Source organism: Ruegeria sp. A5 (genome assembly GCF_056543005.1).
Genome location: NZ_JBQGAV010000006.1, coordinates 22650 through 36805, shown reverse-complemented (window position 1 = coordinate 36805; position 14156 = coordinate 22650). Strand labels below are relative to the sequence as shown.

General features: G+C 54.4%; 16 protein-coding genes and 1 pseudogene. 3 read left to right on the top strand and 14 right to left on the bottom strand.

The window, feature by feature from the left end; translation table 11 throughout:
* Positions 1 to 20: 20 nt before the first annotated feature.
* From ACR0AY_RS14125 to ACR0AY_RS14110, 4 genes are read right to left on the bottom strand one after another with little or no spacing between them, the layout of a single operon-like run.
* Positions 21 to 1076 (bottom strand): extracellular solute-binding protein, encoded by a 1056-nt coding sequence (locus ACR0AY_RS14125; RefSeq protein ID WP_170513135.1) that lies wholly within the window; start codon positions 1074 to 1076, stop codon positions 21 to 23.
* Positions 1073 to 2188 (bottom strand): ABC transporter ATP-binding protein, encoded by a 1116-nt coding sequence (locus ACR0AY_RS14120; protein WP_170513133.1) that lies wholly within the window; start codon positions 2186 to 2188, stop codon positions 1073 to 1075. The genes ACR0AY_RS14125 and ACR0AY_RS14120 overlap by 4 nt, the downstream gene beginning before the upstream one ends.
* Before the next feature lie 20 nt (positions 2189 to 2208).
* A complete protein-coding gene (locus ACR0AY_RS14115; protein ID WP_170402644.1) occupies positions 2209 to 3003 on the bottom strand; it encodes an ABC transporter permease in 795 nt (264 codons plus the stop codon).
* A complete protein-coding gene (locus ACR0AY_RS14110; protein WP_170513130.1) occupies positions 3000 to 3863 on the bottom strand; it encodes an ABC transporter permease in 864 nt (287 codons plus the stop codon). Before ACR0AY_RS14110 ends, ACR0AY_RS14115 begins: the two co-directional genes overlap by 4 nt.
* A 189-nt stretch (positions 3864 to 4052) precedes the next feature.
* Between ACR0AY_RS14110 and ACR0AY_RS14105 the strand changes: the two genes are divergently transcribed.
* The 3 genes and pseudogenes from ACR0AY_RS14105 to ACR0AY_RS14095 form a co-directional block, all read left to right on the top strand.
* On the top strand, positions 4053 to 4694 hold the full coding sequence (locus ACR0AY_RS14105) for a TetR family transcriptional regulator C-terminal domain-containing protein (protein ID WP_170513127.1): 642 nt from the start codon (positions 4053 to 4055) through the stop codon (positions 4692 to 4694).
* A gap of 259 nt (positions 4695 to 4953) precedes the next feature.
* Positions 4954 to 5130: a hypothetical protein gene (locus ACR0AY_RS14100; RefSeq protein ID WP_170513124.1), complete on the top strand. Its 177-nt coding sequence runs from the start codon at positions 4954 to 4956 to the stop codon at positions 5128 to 5130.
* A 138-nt stretch (positions 5131 to 5268) separates the two neighbouring features.
* Positions 5269 to 5373, top strand: a pseudogene (locus tag ACR0AY_RS14095) (nuclear transport factor 2 family protein); the annotation flags it as partial.
* Between the two features lie 45 nt (positions 5374 to 5418).
* On the opposite strand, the gene ACR0AY_RS14090 reads toward ACR0AY_RS14095, so the two are convergent.
* From ACR0AY_RS14090 to ACR0AY_RS14045, 10 genes are all read right to left on the bottom strand, one after another.
* Entirely contained in the window at positions 5419 to 6363 is a 945-nt protein-coding gene (locus tag ACR0AY_RS14090) for a YHYH protein (RefSeq protein ID WP_170513118.1), read from the bottom strand.
* A gap of 72 nt (positions 6364 to 6435) precedes the next feature.
* A complete protein-coding gene (gene kce, locus ACR0AY_RS14085; RefSeq protein WP_170402660.1) occupies positions 6436 to 7374 on the bottom strand; it encodes a 3,5-dioxohexanoate:acetyl-CoA acetone transferase in 939 nt (312 codons plus the stop codon).
* Between the two features lie 4 nt (positions 7375 to 7378).
* The gene (locus ACR0AY_RS14080; protein ID WP_170513115.1) at positions 7379 to 8407 is read right to left on the bottom strand and encodes a branched-chain amino acid ABC transporter permease; all 1029 of its coding nucleotides are present in this window, start codon (positions 8405 to 8407) and stop codon (positions 7379 to 7381) included.
* Positions 8404 to 9267 (bottom strand): branched-chain amino acid ABC transporter permease, encoded by an 864-nt coding sequence (locus ACR0AY_RS14075; RefSeq protein ID WP_170402666.1) that lies wholly within the window; start codon positions 9265 to 9267, stop codon positions 8404 to 8406. The genes ACR0AY_RS14080 and ACR0AY_RS14075 overlap by 4 nt, the downstream gene beginning before the upstream one ends.
* 1 nt (position 9268) lies before the next feature.
* Positions 9269 to 9976: a branched-chain amino acid ABC transporter ATP-binding protein gene (locus ACR0AY_RS14070; RefSeq protein ID WP_170513112.1), complete on the bottom strand. Its 708-nt coding sequence runs from the start codon at positions 9974 to 9976 to the stop codon at positions 9269 to 9271.
* Positions 9969 to 10697: an ABC transporter ATP-binding protein gene (locus tag ACR0AY_RS14065; RefSeq protein WP_170513110.1), complete on the bottom strand. Its 729-nt coding sequence runs from the start codon at positions 10695 to 10697 to the stop codon at positions 9969 to 9971. Before ACR0AY_RS14065 ends, ACR0AY_RS14070 begins: the two co-directional genes overlap by 8 nt.
* Before the next feature lie 50 nt (positions 10698 to 10747).
* Entirely contained in the window at positions 10748 to 12028 is a 1281-nt protein-coding gene (locus tag ACR0AY_RS14060; protein WP_480454307.1) for an ABC transporter substrate-binding protein, read from the bottom strand.
* A 43-nt stretch (positions 12029 to 12071) separates the two neighbouring features.
* A complete protein-coding gene (locus ACR0AY_RS14055) occupies positions 12072 to 12974 on the bottom strand; it encodes a 3-hydroxyacyl-CoA dehydrogenase NAD-binding domain-containing protein (RefSeq protein ID WP_170636323.1) in 903 nt (300 codons plus the stop codon).
* Positions 12975 to 12998: 24 nt separating this feature from the next.
* A complete protein-coding gene (locus ACR0AY_RS14050) occupies positions 12999 to 13784 on the bottom strand; it encodes an SDR family oxidoreductase (protein ID WP_170513102.1) in 786 nt (261 codons plus the stop codon).
* A gap of 11 nt (positions 13785 to 13795) precedes the next feature.
* Positions 13796 to 14140: a cupin domain-containing protein gene (locus ACR0AY_RS14045; RefSeq protein WP_170402686.1), complete on the bottom strand. Its 345-nt coding sequence runs from the start codon at positions 14138 to 14140 to the stop codon at positions 13796 to 13798.
* Positions 14141 to 14156: the final 16 nt, after the last annotated feature.

Sequence of the window (14156 nt, the reverse complement as noted above, 5' to 3'; positions counted from 1 at the left end):
GCTGTGTTGTAAGAGTGCCTTTAGAAGCCAGCTTTGATGCGCTCGAATTCCTTCAACATCTTGGCCTCCAACTCGGGGTTAACAGCGTCAAAGAAAAGGCTGCCTTCAAAGAAGCTGTCCACATCCGAGAACCCGTAGGTTTCGATCAGTTCCGGGTCAGCTTGGGCAAACGCGTCCTCGTTGGCGTGTGCGTATCCCCAGCTTTCGATGATGTATTTACCGCTTGCGGCAGAGCTGAGCGCGTTCAGCATGTCATAGACTTGCTCATCCGACTGTTTTGCAGATTTCAGATGCACATAACCGCAGACCCAAGTTGCGATACCTTTGTCCACATCACGCATCATGACCGCTGGCGTTTCGTTCCAGATCAGGTTCAGTTCCGATTGGTTCCATCCCCAACCCAGCGTGACCTCACCGCTGGCAATTGCCTGATCCAGTTGGCCGGCGTCAGACCAATAAAAGCGTACGTTTGGATGAATCGCGCGCAGGTAGTCCGCCGCTTTTTGGAATTCCTCGTCACTCATATCGGTATAGCTGGAGGCGCCAGTTGCCAATGCCGCCATTGCAAAGGCACTGGAAGCGGCGTCTGGAATGGCAACTTTACCCTGATAGGCGGGATCGGCAAGTAATTGCAGTGAAACATCGTCCGCCGAAATCATATCGGTGCGATAGATCAGGCCGGTGTTGCCCCATTCGAAAGGCACCATGTAGGTCTGCCCGTCAATCGTGATGCCGTCGACCTCTTTGATCTTGGGCATCAACTTGTCCCAGTTCTCTAGCTTGTTGGTGTCGATCGGCTTGAGCATATCCGCCGCCACCCATTTTCTCAGAGCGTCCGTGCAGGGATGAGCCAAATCGGCTTCAAACCCGGACTGAAGCTTGGTAAACGCCTCTTCCACGCTGCCGAAATAAGTATAGCTGGGCGCGCCGCCGTACTTTTCGACATAGTCGCCGTAGAAGCCCTGATCCTCATATCCGGACCAGTCAAAAACGGTCAGATCTGCGGCGTTCGCCAGAGCGTGGCTGGCGGCAAAGGTGGCAACCATTGCTGCCGTAAGTGATGCTGTTTTACTCATTTGTCTCCTCCCAAAGATTCACGTTTACCCAAGTCGATCACCGAGGCGCTTTGAACCCCAAGCCAGACGGTATCGCCCCGGCTGTGATCGACTGTGTGAAAGTAGTTCGGTACGGCGACCGCAACGCTGTCCTTCAGACCATCGACGCGCACATAGTAGTGGACGCTCTCACCATAGAAGGCGACGTCCGATACCTCGCCTTGAACAAGAGCATCGTACCCATCCGGTTTTTCCGCACTGATTTCCAATTGCTCAGGCCGAACGCCGACAAGAAGTTCTTTGTCATGCACCTGAACATTTGGGTTCACTCCGATCGTCATCTGCCCAAAGCCCTGAACGTTGACTTCCAGCGCTTCAGGGTTCTCTGCCGTTACCTCGGCATCGAGAAAGTTCATTCCGCCGATGAAAGAGGCCACTTCCCGGTTACAAGGTTGGGAATACAGAACCTCAGGCTTATCCACTTGCTTGAGCTGTCCAGCGAACATGACGCCGATCCGATCGGACATGGTCATCGCCTCGTATTGATCATGCGTGACCATCACGAAGGTAATTCCAAGCTTCTGCTGGAGACGGCGCATTTCCAACTGCATCGCTTCGCGCAGATTTTTGTCCAGCGCTGATAAAGGCTCATCCAGCAGCAAAACCTTCGGTCGCATGACAAGCGCACGAGCGAGCGCCACACGTTGCCGCTGACCACCGGATAACTCATTGGCCTTGCGGTCCTGCAATCCGCCAAGCTCAACCATCTCAAGCGCCTCGGCCACGCGTTCTTTGATTTCCTTCCGCGAGAGCTTTGTCTTGCGTAATCCAAAACCAACATTGTCGCCGACATTCAGGTGCGGAAAGATCGCGTAGCTTTGGAACACCATATTGGTGGGGCGCTTGTTGGCAGGCACCTCTCCCATCGTTCGACCATCGATTCGGATCTCGCCTTCTTCGTGATCTTGAAAACCTGCAATAATGCGCAACGCTGTTGTCTTACCGCAGCCCGAAGGCCCAAGCAGCGAAAAGAACTCACCCTCTTTCAAGGTCAGGTTCAGATCAGACACAGCCACAAAGGAACCAAAGCGTTTTTCGACGCCCTGAATTTCGATGATGTTCTGTTCGCTCATCTTACTCGTTTCCTTTGGCTTCAATCAGAGGATTGGATGGAACGGCGGCGGAAGTATTCGGCAATCAACAGCAGCAGGACTGAAGACAGTAAAAGCAGCGACCCCAGCGCCAACGTGTTGGGCAATTTTGCCGGAAAGCGGATCTGGCTCCAGATATAGACCGGCAATGTCGGGCTGTTCCCGGATAGGAAAAAGGCCAGGACAAATTCATCAAACGACACGGTGAACGTCACCAGCAGGCTGGCGATGATGCCGGGCGCGACGATTGGCAAGGTAACACGCCGAAACGTACCCACGACGCTTTCACCAAGGTCGAACGCGGCCTCCTCCAAAGACTGGTCGAAATCGTCAAATGCAGATTTCATGATCGACACGGAGAAGGGCAGTGCCACGAACACATGCCCAAGGATCACCGTTGTCAGCGATGGCTTCAAACCGATACTGATGAACAGAACCAGCATCGAGCTGGCGACAATGATACCGGGCACGACCAGCGGGAGCATGACCAGACCTTCGGAGAACTCCCGTCCTTTGAAACGGTACCGGACATAGGCGCGCGCGGCGAACAGGCCCAGAGACGTCGCCATCAAGGCAGTCACACTGCCGACGATCAGCGAATTGACCATCGCCTGCAGCAACGTGTCTTGCTGACCCAACTGCGCGTACCACTTCAACGTGAACCCCTTTAGCGGGAAAGCCACGATGGTTCCGTCATTAAATGAAAACAGCGGCAAGAGCAGAACTGGCAGGTACAGAAACACCAGATAGGCGATCGCGTAAACAAGCAACCATGGGATACGAATAGCCTTGGTCATCTGATCCTCCGCCCCAGTGCGGTGACGACCACCACAAACAGGATTGCGACGCAACCGACCGAAAGCATTGCAAGCAGGGACAGGGTTGCACCCAATGGCCAATTATTGGCCGCGCCAAACTGAACCTGGATCAAATTGGCCACCATTTTTCCCTGCGAACCGCCGACCAGGGCTGGCGTGACATAGTCGCCAACCGTGGGGATGAATATGATCAAGCAAGCGGCGATGATCCCTGGCGTCGTCAGGGGCAAAGTTACGCGCACAAACCGTTCCAACTTGCTGCACCCTAAATCGGTTGCGGCCTCCAAGAGGCTGCGGTCGATCTTTTGCAACGACACATAAATCGGCAGGATCGCAAACGGCGCCCAGGCATGTGCAAGTGTAAGGACAACGGCAAATTCATTGTAGAGCAGGAATGTCAGCGGCTCCTGTATCAGCCCCAACGAAATCAATGCTGAGTTCATCACCCCATTGAAGCCAAGGATCAATTTCCAGCTGAACACCCGCAGCAGGTAGCTGCTCCAAAACGGGATGGTAATCAGCAATAGCCAGAGGGTTTTTTTCTGCGTCCGAAACGCGATGAAGTAGGCAATCGGATAGGCCAGACCGACCGTCGCCAATGTCACTGCCCCCGCAATCGCAACCGACCGGATCATCAGATGTCGAACCAGCGGGTCGGTAAACGCCTCTTGGTAATTCGCCAAGGTCAGTGTGCGGTCAATCTCGACATAGGTCTGGGTCCAAAAGCTGTATGCGACAAGAATGCAAAGCGGAACAGCCACGAGCAGGCCGACATAGAGCGTCGCAGGCGCGCTCAGTGCCAGGCCCTTGCCCGTTTCACTTCGTAGTACTCCGGCCATGCTTCCCTGCTGAGCTTCGTTTTCGGTGCACGACAATGTCGATCACAAAATGGACAATCGTCCATTTAAATCTGGAATTTTTGGACTAGCTGTGTCAACTGATAATTTCGCAACTGGGGATGGCCAATTTCACACTGGCCATTAGAAGACACCGCAATAGACTGAAAACAAACAGAGCCGCCTGATCCAATGACTGGAAGACGACAAGAAATACGCGAGCGAAACCGCCTTTCCCTGATCGAGGCAGTACTCGACTCGGTTGCAGAAAAAGGGATTTCCGAGACTTCCGTCAGCGAAATCATTCAACGCGCCGAACTGTCCCGCGGCATGATTCACCTTCATTTTGGCGGTAAAGACAATTTGGTTGACGAAGCGGCCCGCTATTCATCCGAACAATACTACAATGGAATTTATGACCTGTTGGAAACGACTGGGCAAACCGGACAAGAACATATTGAGATGATTGTTCGGGGCGACTTGAGTGAAGCCATTCTCAATAAGAAAAATGTTTCCATTTGGTACGCGTTTCGAGGCGAGGCCCGAAACAGAGCGGCAATCGCTGCGTTTTCAGATACCCGCGACGCTAAGCTTCGTAATCTGGTTTTCAACGCTTTCGCTCGAATTGCGAAAGAAGCCGGAACCGAATACTCCAATCAAGTCGCTAAGGATGCAACGCACGGCACGCTTGCAATGCTGGAAGGCATGTGGACCGATTACCTACTCCACCCGGATTCATTCGATCGCGACGAAGCAATGAGAATTGTTTTTCGATTTCTGCACGCAATGTTCCCGAAACACTTTGACCTACAAGGGGCCCTTTTGTTTGAGTAAAACTTGCGACAAGCTTGCTTTCTGGCCACTTAAGAAGTGGATAATATCAGTCTTTCAACCAGCGAGATGGAAACATGGAAGTGGCACATAATGTTCATTCGAACAGGCTGCAACATTCAGCAAAAAAAAGCCGCGTACGATCTTCCGGCCACGGCCTTGACGTTGACCTAACTGCCATCACCAACGGCGGTCTCAGGAACACGGTCGTCTCGAACCAACTAACGTGGCGGTTAGCCAAATTGAGTTTCTGAGAAGGTTCATGGCACAAAACGACGAAATTCTTGCTGCGTCTGAAGAAATTTGTTCGGCGCTGAATAGCGTGTTCAACAAGAATCCGAGACCAATGAGCAGCGTATGGTTACTTAGCCATGGCGTTACAGCGATGCGCCCCAATGGTGGGAGCGAAGTGGGCTTGGATGCTATTTGGATTGCATAGAAGAATGCCGCAGAATTTTTTGAATGTGGAATAGTTGAAATGAAGGAACGCATCATCTTCACATTTGGTGACTTTGTTTACGAAGTTGGGTTAGAAAAAGGGACTTTCCTCCCTTGAAGCAAACGGGTCGAAGTCGCACACAGAGCCACAAACGTGTTTCGCCGTATTGGGGGCAGTTGGACGATTGCCCATCACCACACAGACAGATCAGATGGCGCCATCAAAGTTTTTGAGAGCTTGTAAACTTGACTCTAATAGACTTTCGGTGATTGGAAGAGCCAAGACAACTCACCGCCTTTTGTCAAATGACTGGTCAGGTTGTCCGACCAAACAGTTCAGCACCCATGGATAGCTTGTAGTGACATAGTAACCATACTCACCATCCACAGTCATGCCATTGCACTCATCCAGATCGCCAGCCCCGGTGAACTCGTAGTCGTCGATGTATGTCCCGTCCGGAGTGCCACCCGGCCCTTTAGGCGGAGCAGGTCTCGGCGTGGTTTTAAGTTCATAGCCAGAGATCGCCGGTCTAATTTTGCCATCGCTGTCTTTGAATATCGTCCCGTAGATCGGAAAGCCGTCAGCTGCGAAGCCAATAACTGGTGACGGCTTATCAAGGTCGTGATCCAAAAACAGAGCATTTGGATTGGAATGGTAATGATACCTTCCGTCGGGCTGGGCGTGGGCATTGTGAAGATCCACACCAAAATACTGATCGTAGGACGGGGGATCGAGCAGCCAAGGATCCGTGTCTCGACACCCCGCCAAAACGTTGCCATTCTTGTCTGCTCGCGGCCCGCTTGGGCGATAACACCCGGCCGAGAGCAAATCGACCGGCACGCCATTCAACAAAATGGCATCATAACTCCGTTGCGACAGTGCAGTTTGTTTGGGGGCTTTTTCTGGATTTCTGGGAACCCGAAAAGTTCCTGACAATTCCTTTACATCGTTGGCGAAGTTGGCTGAAGGCCCGTTGAAATCATGGTTAGGAATGCCATTGGTCTTAAGAGTACACTGCTGACTATCTGCCGAGATTTCGAGTTCGGAGTTAAAATGTTGCTGGCGGGTGACGTCTTCCACTGAAGCGGAATACACGCCAGCATAGTCCGCGCAATCTGCTGATCGGTTACTGAGCAAGAGATTGGTAATGTCCCGAGCTGCGTTTTGCGCATGAGCCTGAACCGCCGTAAATCCTGTCAGAAGCGCACTGAATGTCAGAACTTTCAATCGCATGGCTCAATCTCCTTGGGCTTTCGTAAACTCCAAAATGTTGGTCGAAGAAAGTAGTCATTGGTCATCCTACCTTCAGAAAGCGACGCGGTCTCCGCCTTTCAAGTCCAGAATTTCCCTTGCTTCATCAGGGGTCGCGACCTGACTGCCCAGATCTTCTACAATACGTCGGATTTTAACGACTTGCTGAGCGTTGCATTCGGCCAGTTTTCCACGAGAGATAAATAGGCTGTCTTCAAGACCGACCCGAAGGTTACCACCCATCTGGCTTGCCGTCGTGGCAAGGGACATCTGTGCTCCACCTGCTCCCAAGACCGACCACCGATAGTCGTCACCGAACAGCCGGTCGGCAGTACGTTTCATGAAGATCAGATTGTCGACTTCGGGTCCAATGCCCCCGAGAATGCCAAAGATGAACTGAATGAAAATGGGTGCCTTAAACAGCCCGATATCCATGCAGAATTTCAGGTTATACAAGTGGCCCACATCGTAGCATTCATGTTCGAACTTGATGTCGTGCGGCGCAAGCGTTTCCGCCGCCTCGCGAATGTCCCGGAACGTATTGCGAAAGATGTTCTGATCGGAGTTCGCGACATAGTCCTTCTCCCAATCAAACTTCCAATCGTCATCGCCATATCGGTGAGCCAGCGGATGAAACGAGAAGTTCATCGAACCCATATTCATCGAGCACATCTCGGGGCTGAAAGTCTTGGCCGGGTTGATCCGGTCTTGAATGGATAATGTCAGCGATCCACCGGTCGATAGGTTCACAACCGCGTCGGAGGCCTGTTTTATGCGGGGCAGGAATGGCGCAAAGTCATTAGGTTCAACCGATGGCGACCCGTCCTCAGGGTTTCGGGCATGCAGGTGTAGGATCGACGCACCGGCCACGGCGGCTTCGATCGCCTGCCTCGCGATGTCATCATAAGTGTATGGCAGCGCCTCTGACATGGTGGGCGTGTGGATTGCTCCTGTTACAGCGCATGTGATGATCGTTTTTTTCTGACGAGCCATGGATTCAGTTTTCCTTGGATTGCCCGATGCGCTTTACGCGATAGCCCAGCGGGAAAAGTTGCAGATCATAGCGGCTACGGATCGCGCCCCAGATGCCTTTTGGTGCCTTGAGCATGACGACAATTGCGACCACGCCGAGAACGATCAGGTAAGTTATTCCTAGGTCGGCCAGCGTTTCGCGCAGCGCAAAGAAGACGAGTGTGCCGATGATCGGTCCTTCGATGGTACCGATGCCGCCGATCACTACGATGAAGATGACGAAGGCAGTCCAATCATTGACGCTGAACGCCGCATCCGGCGATATGCGCAGCTTTTGCAAGAAGATCAGCGCGCCGATCATCGCCGTGAATGCCGACGTGACGACGTACACTATGAACTTCGTTCGCCAGATATCGATGCCAAGGCTACCGGCGGCCAGTTCGTTGTCCCGAATTGCCGTCAACGCCAAACCTTGGCGCGAACGCAGGAAGAGATACACGGCGGTTACAACCAGCACGGCGGCCCCGAGTGCCAGCCAATAGCTCAGCGCCTCACGCATCGCGCGCCCGGACGCCAGTGATTTCACGATGGCAACGGGCAGCGAAGATCCTGACCCTCCACCAAGCGCTGAGATTTGCGCGAAGCTCAGCCGGAAGACTTCAGCGATGACCCAGGTGCCTATTGCAAAATATGCCCCCCGAAGCCTGAAGATCAGGACGGCGACCGGGATCGAGATCAACGCTCCCAGGACCCCTGCGGCTGCGATAGCAACCAATGGATGCAAACCGCCCAGCATCGTCAGTGCAAACAGCATATAGCCACCGAAGCCGACATAGGCCTGCTGACCGACCGACACGAGACCAGCGTAACCCGCCATGAGGTTCCAAAGGGTGGCGAGGGATAGGTAGAGGAAAAGTTCACCCATCAGGCGCATGTCCGCGCGACCTGCCCACCAAGGGGCTGCAATTAAAACAAGCAAGCTGATCGCGGCCAGGATCGCAGCAACGCGGGCTGGTTTCGAAGAACGGGAAACCGAATATTCTTGCAGATTCATCCGGAAACCCTCGGGAACAGGCCGTTCGGACGAACGGCAAGAATGACAAGGAAAGCAATATGGCCGGCCAGCACTTGCCAGCCCGGATCAATCTTGGCTCCGATGGTTTGCGCGACACCAAGAATGACGCCACCAATGAGCGTGCCCCAAAGGTTGCCAAGCCCACCGATAATGACAGCCTCAAAGCCAAAAATCAGGCGACCGCCTCCGATGGACGGGTCAAAGCTTGTCCGAATGCCAAGCAGAATACCGGCGATTGCTGTCACGCCGAGGGCCAGCGCCATGGCCAGTCCAAAGATGTGCCGACGATTGAGGCCCATGAGCTGTGCGATGTCTTGGTTATCGGACACAGCTCGAAATGCACGACCAAGTGCGGTGTGATAGAAAGTCCATTGCAGCCCCCAGATCACCGCAACAGCGATCCCGAAGGTCAAGAGCGGCAGGATGCCAAGCGTCAACCCTCCAACTGCGACGCTGGCAGTTTCGAGTGCACCAGCATCAAGGTCTTGCGGATCAGCGGTGTAGACCTCCAGCAACCCGTTCTGGATAATTACACTAAGCCCAAAGGTCACAAGCAGCGGTGGAAGAATATCGTCGCCCAGAGTTTGGTTCAGCAGGCCGCGTTGAAGGGCATAACCGATTGCCGCCATAGCGGGAACAACGATCACCAATGCGGCCATCGGATGCATCCCCGTCGCGGTCGTCACGGTCAGCCCTAGGTACGCGGCCAGCACAATCAAATCGCCATGAGCAATATTGACGAGCCGCATGACTCCAAAAATCAACGACAGACCTGCGGCAAACAGCGCGTATAGCCCACCCAGCAAAGTTCCCTGCACGATAGCGTTCAGCCATTCCATATTATTCGATCCCGAAATACGCGCGCGAAATGTCTTCGCGCGAAACGGTGTCGGACGCACTTTCTAGCGAAACGCGCCCCTCTTGCAGACAGTAGACCCGGCTTGAAACCGACAGTGCCTTGGTTATGTCCTGTTCGACGATGATTGCGCTCATGCCCTCGCCGATGATGCCGGGCAGCGCTTCGTAGATGTCTTTGATGATGATCGGGGCCAGCCCGAGGCTGATTTCGTCGAAGAGGAGCAGATCGGGATTGGCCATCAACGCGCGCCCGATGGCGACCATCTGCTGCTGACCTCCGGAAAGCGATGTTGAGGCCTGATCTTTGCGCTCATCCAGGATTGGAAACAGGTCGTAGACAGCTTGCAGATCCCAGGGACCTTTGCGCCCAACCTGAGCACCGATCATTAGGTTTTCTTTGACCGATAAAGACGGAAACAGCTGACGACCTTCGGGCACCATCGCCAGACCTAATTCGGCGACTTCATCTGCGCGAAGGCAGCTGATGTCCCTGCCCCTGTATTGGATCTGCTCCGGTTGGTTCGCAAGCAACCCGGTGATGGAACGCATCAGGGTTGTCTTGCCTGCACCGTTCGCACCGATGATGGCCAGAACCTCGCCCTCGCCGACGTCCAGATCGACATCATAGAGCGCTTGGAAATCACCATAGTAAGAATTCAAACCGCGTGTCTGGAGGATCGGATCAGGCATCAGCTTCGATCCCCAGATAGATTTCTTTGACTTCGGCGCTTTCCATGATTGCCTGCGGCTCTCCCTCGGCGATCTTCTTGCCAAAGTCGATAACGATCAGGCGGTCAACAACGGCCAGCAGCGCATGAACAACATGTTCGATCCAAATGATGGTAACGCCAGAGGCATGGATATCTTTGATCGTCTGAACCAGTGACTTGCACTCGGCTTCGGTCAAACCACCGGCAATCTCATCCAGCAACAGCAGTTTGGGCTTGGCACACAAAGCCCGTGTCAGTTCCAGGCGTTTCCGTTCCAGCAATGTCAGGCTTCCGGCAAGAACGTTCGCCTTGGGCAGCAGCTCTGTCTGGTCCAAAACGTCCAGACAAAAACGTTCTGCCAGATGTCCACGCATGCCCGCCGACTGCGTGGCGGCGATCATCGCGTTTTCGAAAACGGTCATTCCCGAAAACGGCTGCGGGACCTGAAATGAACGCGCAATACCAGCATGACTGCGCTTTGCCGCGCTCCATTTCGTGACGTTCTGCCCACTGAATTCTATCACCCCGGAATTTGATTTGAGCGTCCCGGTGATCAGGTTGAACATCGAGGTTTTGCCTGCACCGTTGGGGCCGATTACCCCGAGTGCCTCGCCTTGCTGGACCTCATAGCTCAGCGCATCGGCGACAGTTACTGCGCCAAATGCCTTGCTCAGGTCTTGGAGTCTCAAGATTGTCGTCATGCTTCTCTCGGATGGAAGGTTCGGCGCCAAGATCGGCGCCGAATGTCTGGTTAGCCCAGCAGTTTCATGTCCGCCGTCACCGGAACCTCTGGCGCGGTGCTGTTGGCAACGATCTGCAACTCGTACGCATCGCCGGACTTTTGCCACTGACCGCCAACCAAAGGTGTTTTGGTGACGTTGTTCATAGGCCCATCACCCCAGTTCACCGGCCCGACAATCGTGTTCAGGTTTGTGGAGGTGATTGCCGAAATGATCGATGACGGGTCTTCCAGATCATCCGCTCTTTTGACGACATCCGCGACGACCTCGAACAAGGCGTGTTTAAAGCCCAGCGGTTGTGTCCACGGGCGGCCCGACTCTGCCGTGTAACCTTCTGCCAGTTCTTTCGAGGAAATACCGGTCAGAGAAGACGAGAACGGGTGATGCGGAGACCACCAGACCTCGGTCGACAACCCGTCCCCGCGGTCACCGAGCGATTCAATGACGGATGGGAACAGCAGCGCCTTGCCAATGGTCACGACCTTTGGGTTAAAGCCTTGCTGGGCGGCCTGGCTCCAGAACGTTGCGAAATCGGGTGGGATCATGTTGCCAGTGACGATTTCACAGCCCGCGGCCTTGAACGCAGCGATTTGATTTGAGAAGTCATCGGACAGAGGCTGATAGCGACCGGGATCGGTCAGCGTATAGCCAGCTGCGGCCAAAGGTTTTGGCAGGCCCAGTTCCGCATCACCCCATGCATTGCCGTCAGCATCGTTGGGGAATAGACCACCCACTGTCTTGGTCACGCCAGTTTTGTCCCACATATCAAGGAACGCTGCGATCACATCCTCCAGGCCCCAGAAGAAGTGATAGGTCGTTTCAAACCCCTCACCCGGAACACCATTGCGACCAAAGAAGTAAGGCTGCCACGGACAGTCGGTCGTGATGCAGGGAACTTCGTTGATCTCTGCCTGATCGGCGACCGGGTTCACCGTATCCGGGGTAGAAGCGGCAACAATGATATCGACCTCATCACCCAGGATCAGATCTGCGGCAACCTCGGCTGCGCGGTTCGGGTTGGACTGGCTGTCTTTTGAGATGATCTCGACATTCCAAGTCTTGCCGTTGTTCTCCATCCCGGCTGAGAACACTTGTTGGATGGCCTGAAGCACGTATTCATCAGCCTCGGCAAAACCAGCCAGCGGCCCGGTGCGCGGGCTGACATTGCCGACACGCAAGGTCGGGTTCGCAGCATAAGCACGCGTCGCCCTCAGGATTGCCGGTGCCGCAATTGCTGCCGTTGCCCCGGCGATGAAACTACGCCTGGTGGCCGTTTTGAATATCCTTGTCATTGCGTCCTCCCTTCACCGGCCTCCCGCCAGTGTTTGATTGATCTTACAAAGTCTTCTCGAGATTTTTCAGATGTTTCGCGACACGTTGGCGAACCTGATCTGCCTCACCCTCGGCCCATGTCCTGAACCCTTCGCCGGATTTCATGCCCAGCTTGCCCGCTTCGACAAGCGACTTAAGATAGGATGAAGGGCCCCTTTGTGCCTCAAGATCGTGCAGCACGTTTTCGTGGATATCGAGCGTCAGGTCAGTGCCGACCAGATCCGCGTTCTCCAGCGGACCAAGAACAGCAAGCCTGCGCCCGAAGCTGGACTTGATCACGGTATCGACGGCTTCGGCGTCACAAATACCGTTTTCCACCAGACTGACCGCTTCGCGCCACAACGCATGTTGAAGGCGATTGCCGATAAAGCCCGGCACATCTTTTTCGACCATAACCGGCGTTTTCCCGGCATCTTTCAGCAGATCGAACATCGTCTGTGCGATCTCAGGGTCTGTCCACTGGGTCTTGATGACCTCGACCAAAGGGATCATGTGCGGCGGGTTCCACCAATGGGTTCCCAATGCTCGGTTTTTCAGCCGCAAACCGGACATGATCTGGGTGATTGGCATGACCGAGGTATTCGACGCGAGTATGCAAGTTTCTGGTGCATGCGCCTCGATCTCTGCAAAGATCGCTTGCTTGAGCTCGAGCTTTTCGGGTGCGGCTTCGAACACAGCATCAGCGTTTCGCACAGTACCTTCCGTCGTCGCAAAAATCTCAATCATCTTGAGGGTTTTCGTGATTGTAACCTCATCATCCCCCATTGCGGCCATACTGGCGCGAATGCGGTTGGGCACGGTGACGCGCGCTTCTTCCACGGGATCGGTAATGGCGACATATTGGCCCGCCTTCGCCAAGGTAAGGGCAATGCCGTGACCCATCAGGCCAGCACCAATCACTGCCATTTGCTGTTTCTTACGCACCATCCCTTAGCCCGCCGTATATCCGCCATCGGCATGCAGGATATGCCCGGTGTAAAAATCAGATGCGCGCGACGCGAGAAACAGGAGCGGACCCGCAAGATCTTCTGGCTCACCCAGCCGCCCCTTAGGAACACGGGTCAGGAAGCCATCGCGCACTGCCTTCGCTTGGTTGGTGTCTTCAAACATCCAAGCCGTCAAAGGCGAACGGAACACTGTCGGTGCGATCGCGTTGACGGTGATCCCTGTCGGACCCAGCTCACATCCCAAGGCTTTTGTTATCCCGTTCACGGCGGCCTTTGACGCGCAATACGCCGTGTATCCGGCAGGGTGTCCAAGGGTGCTGCGCGCAGAACTGACGAATATGATCTTGCCATATTCGCTTTGCTTCATGTGCGCTGCCGCTGCGCGCGCCAAAAGCCAGCTTTGGTTCACGTTGGCGTCCATCACTGCACCAAAGGTTTCCGGCGCCATGTCGTTGATCAGAGCAACTTTGTTCATACCGGACGCGACAACGAGAATGTCGAGCTTGCCAAAGGTGTTGACGGCCTCATCAACCAATGCGTCACACGATGCTTCATCGGTCGGTCGGATATTGATGGTCACGACCGTTGCACCAAGTGCCTCGCACTCTTTGGCAATGCTATCGAGCGCCTCTTGGTTTCCCGCCGCCAAAAGAAGGTTGCAACCAGCCCCGGCCAAGACGCGTGCCGCAACCATTCCAAATGCGCCCGAAGCTCCGGTGATCAATGCGACGTTGTCTCTGACGTCAAACATCTTGAGTGGATCAGACATTCTTTTCGTCCTTAGCTTTCTGGCGGATACGGAATGACCACCAGCATTTTGCAGGTGTGGTTGGCGCGGTTTTCAATTTTGCGCACTTCACCCGGTGCGATCGTGCAGCTGTCCATGGGTCCAAGACTGGTTTCTGTGCCGTCAACGATAACGGTCATTTCACCCTCCAGAACGATGTAGACTTTCTCAAAAGGCGTAGAGTCCGGCCCTGCGCCACCGCCCGGAAGGAACTGACTGAAGCCGACCCACTGATTTGTCGGCCCGCCTTCTTCAAACCCCTGCAAGCGAAGCCCGTGACATCCGAAGTGGCTCGGTGCTTCGTAAGGTTGGGCGTCCTGAAACCGCTTCAGATGCATGTCCGTCTCCGCTCAG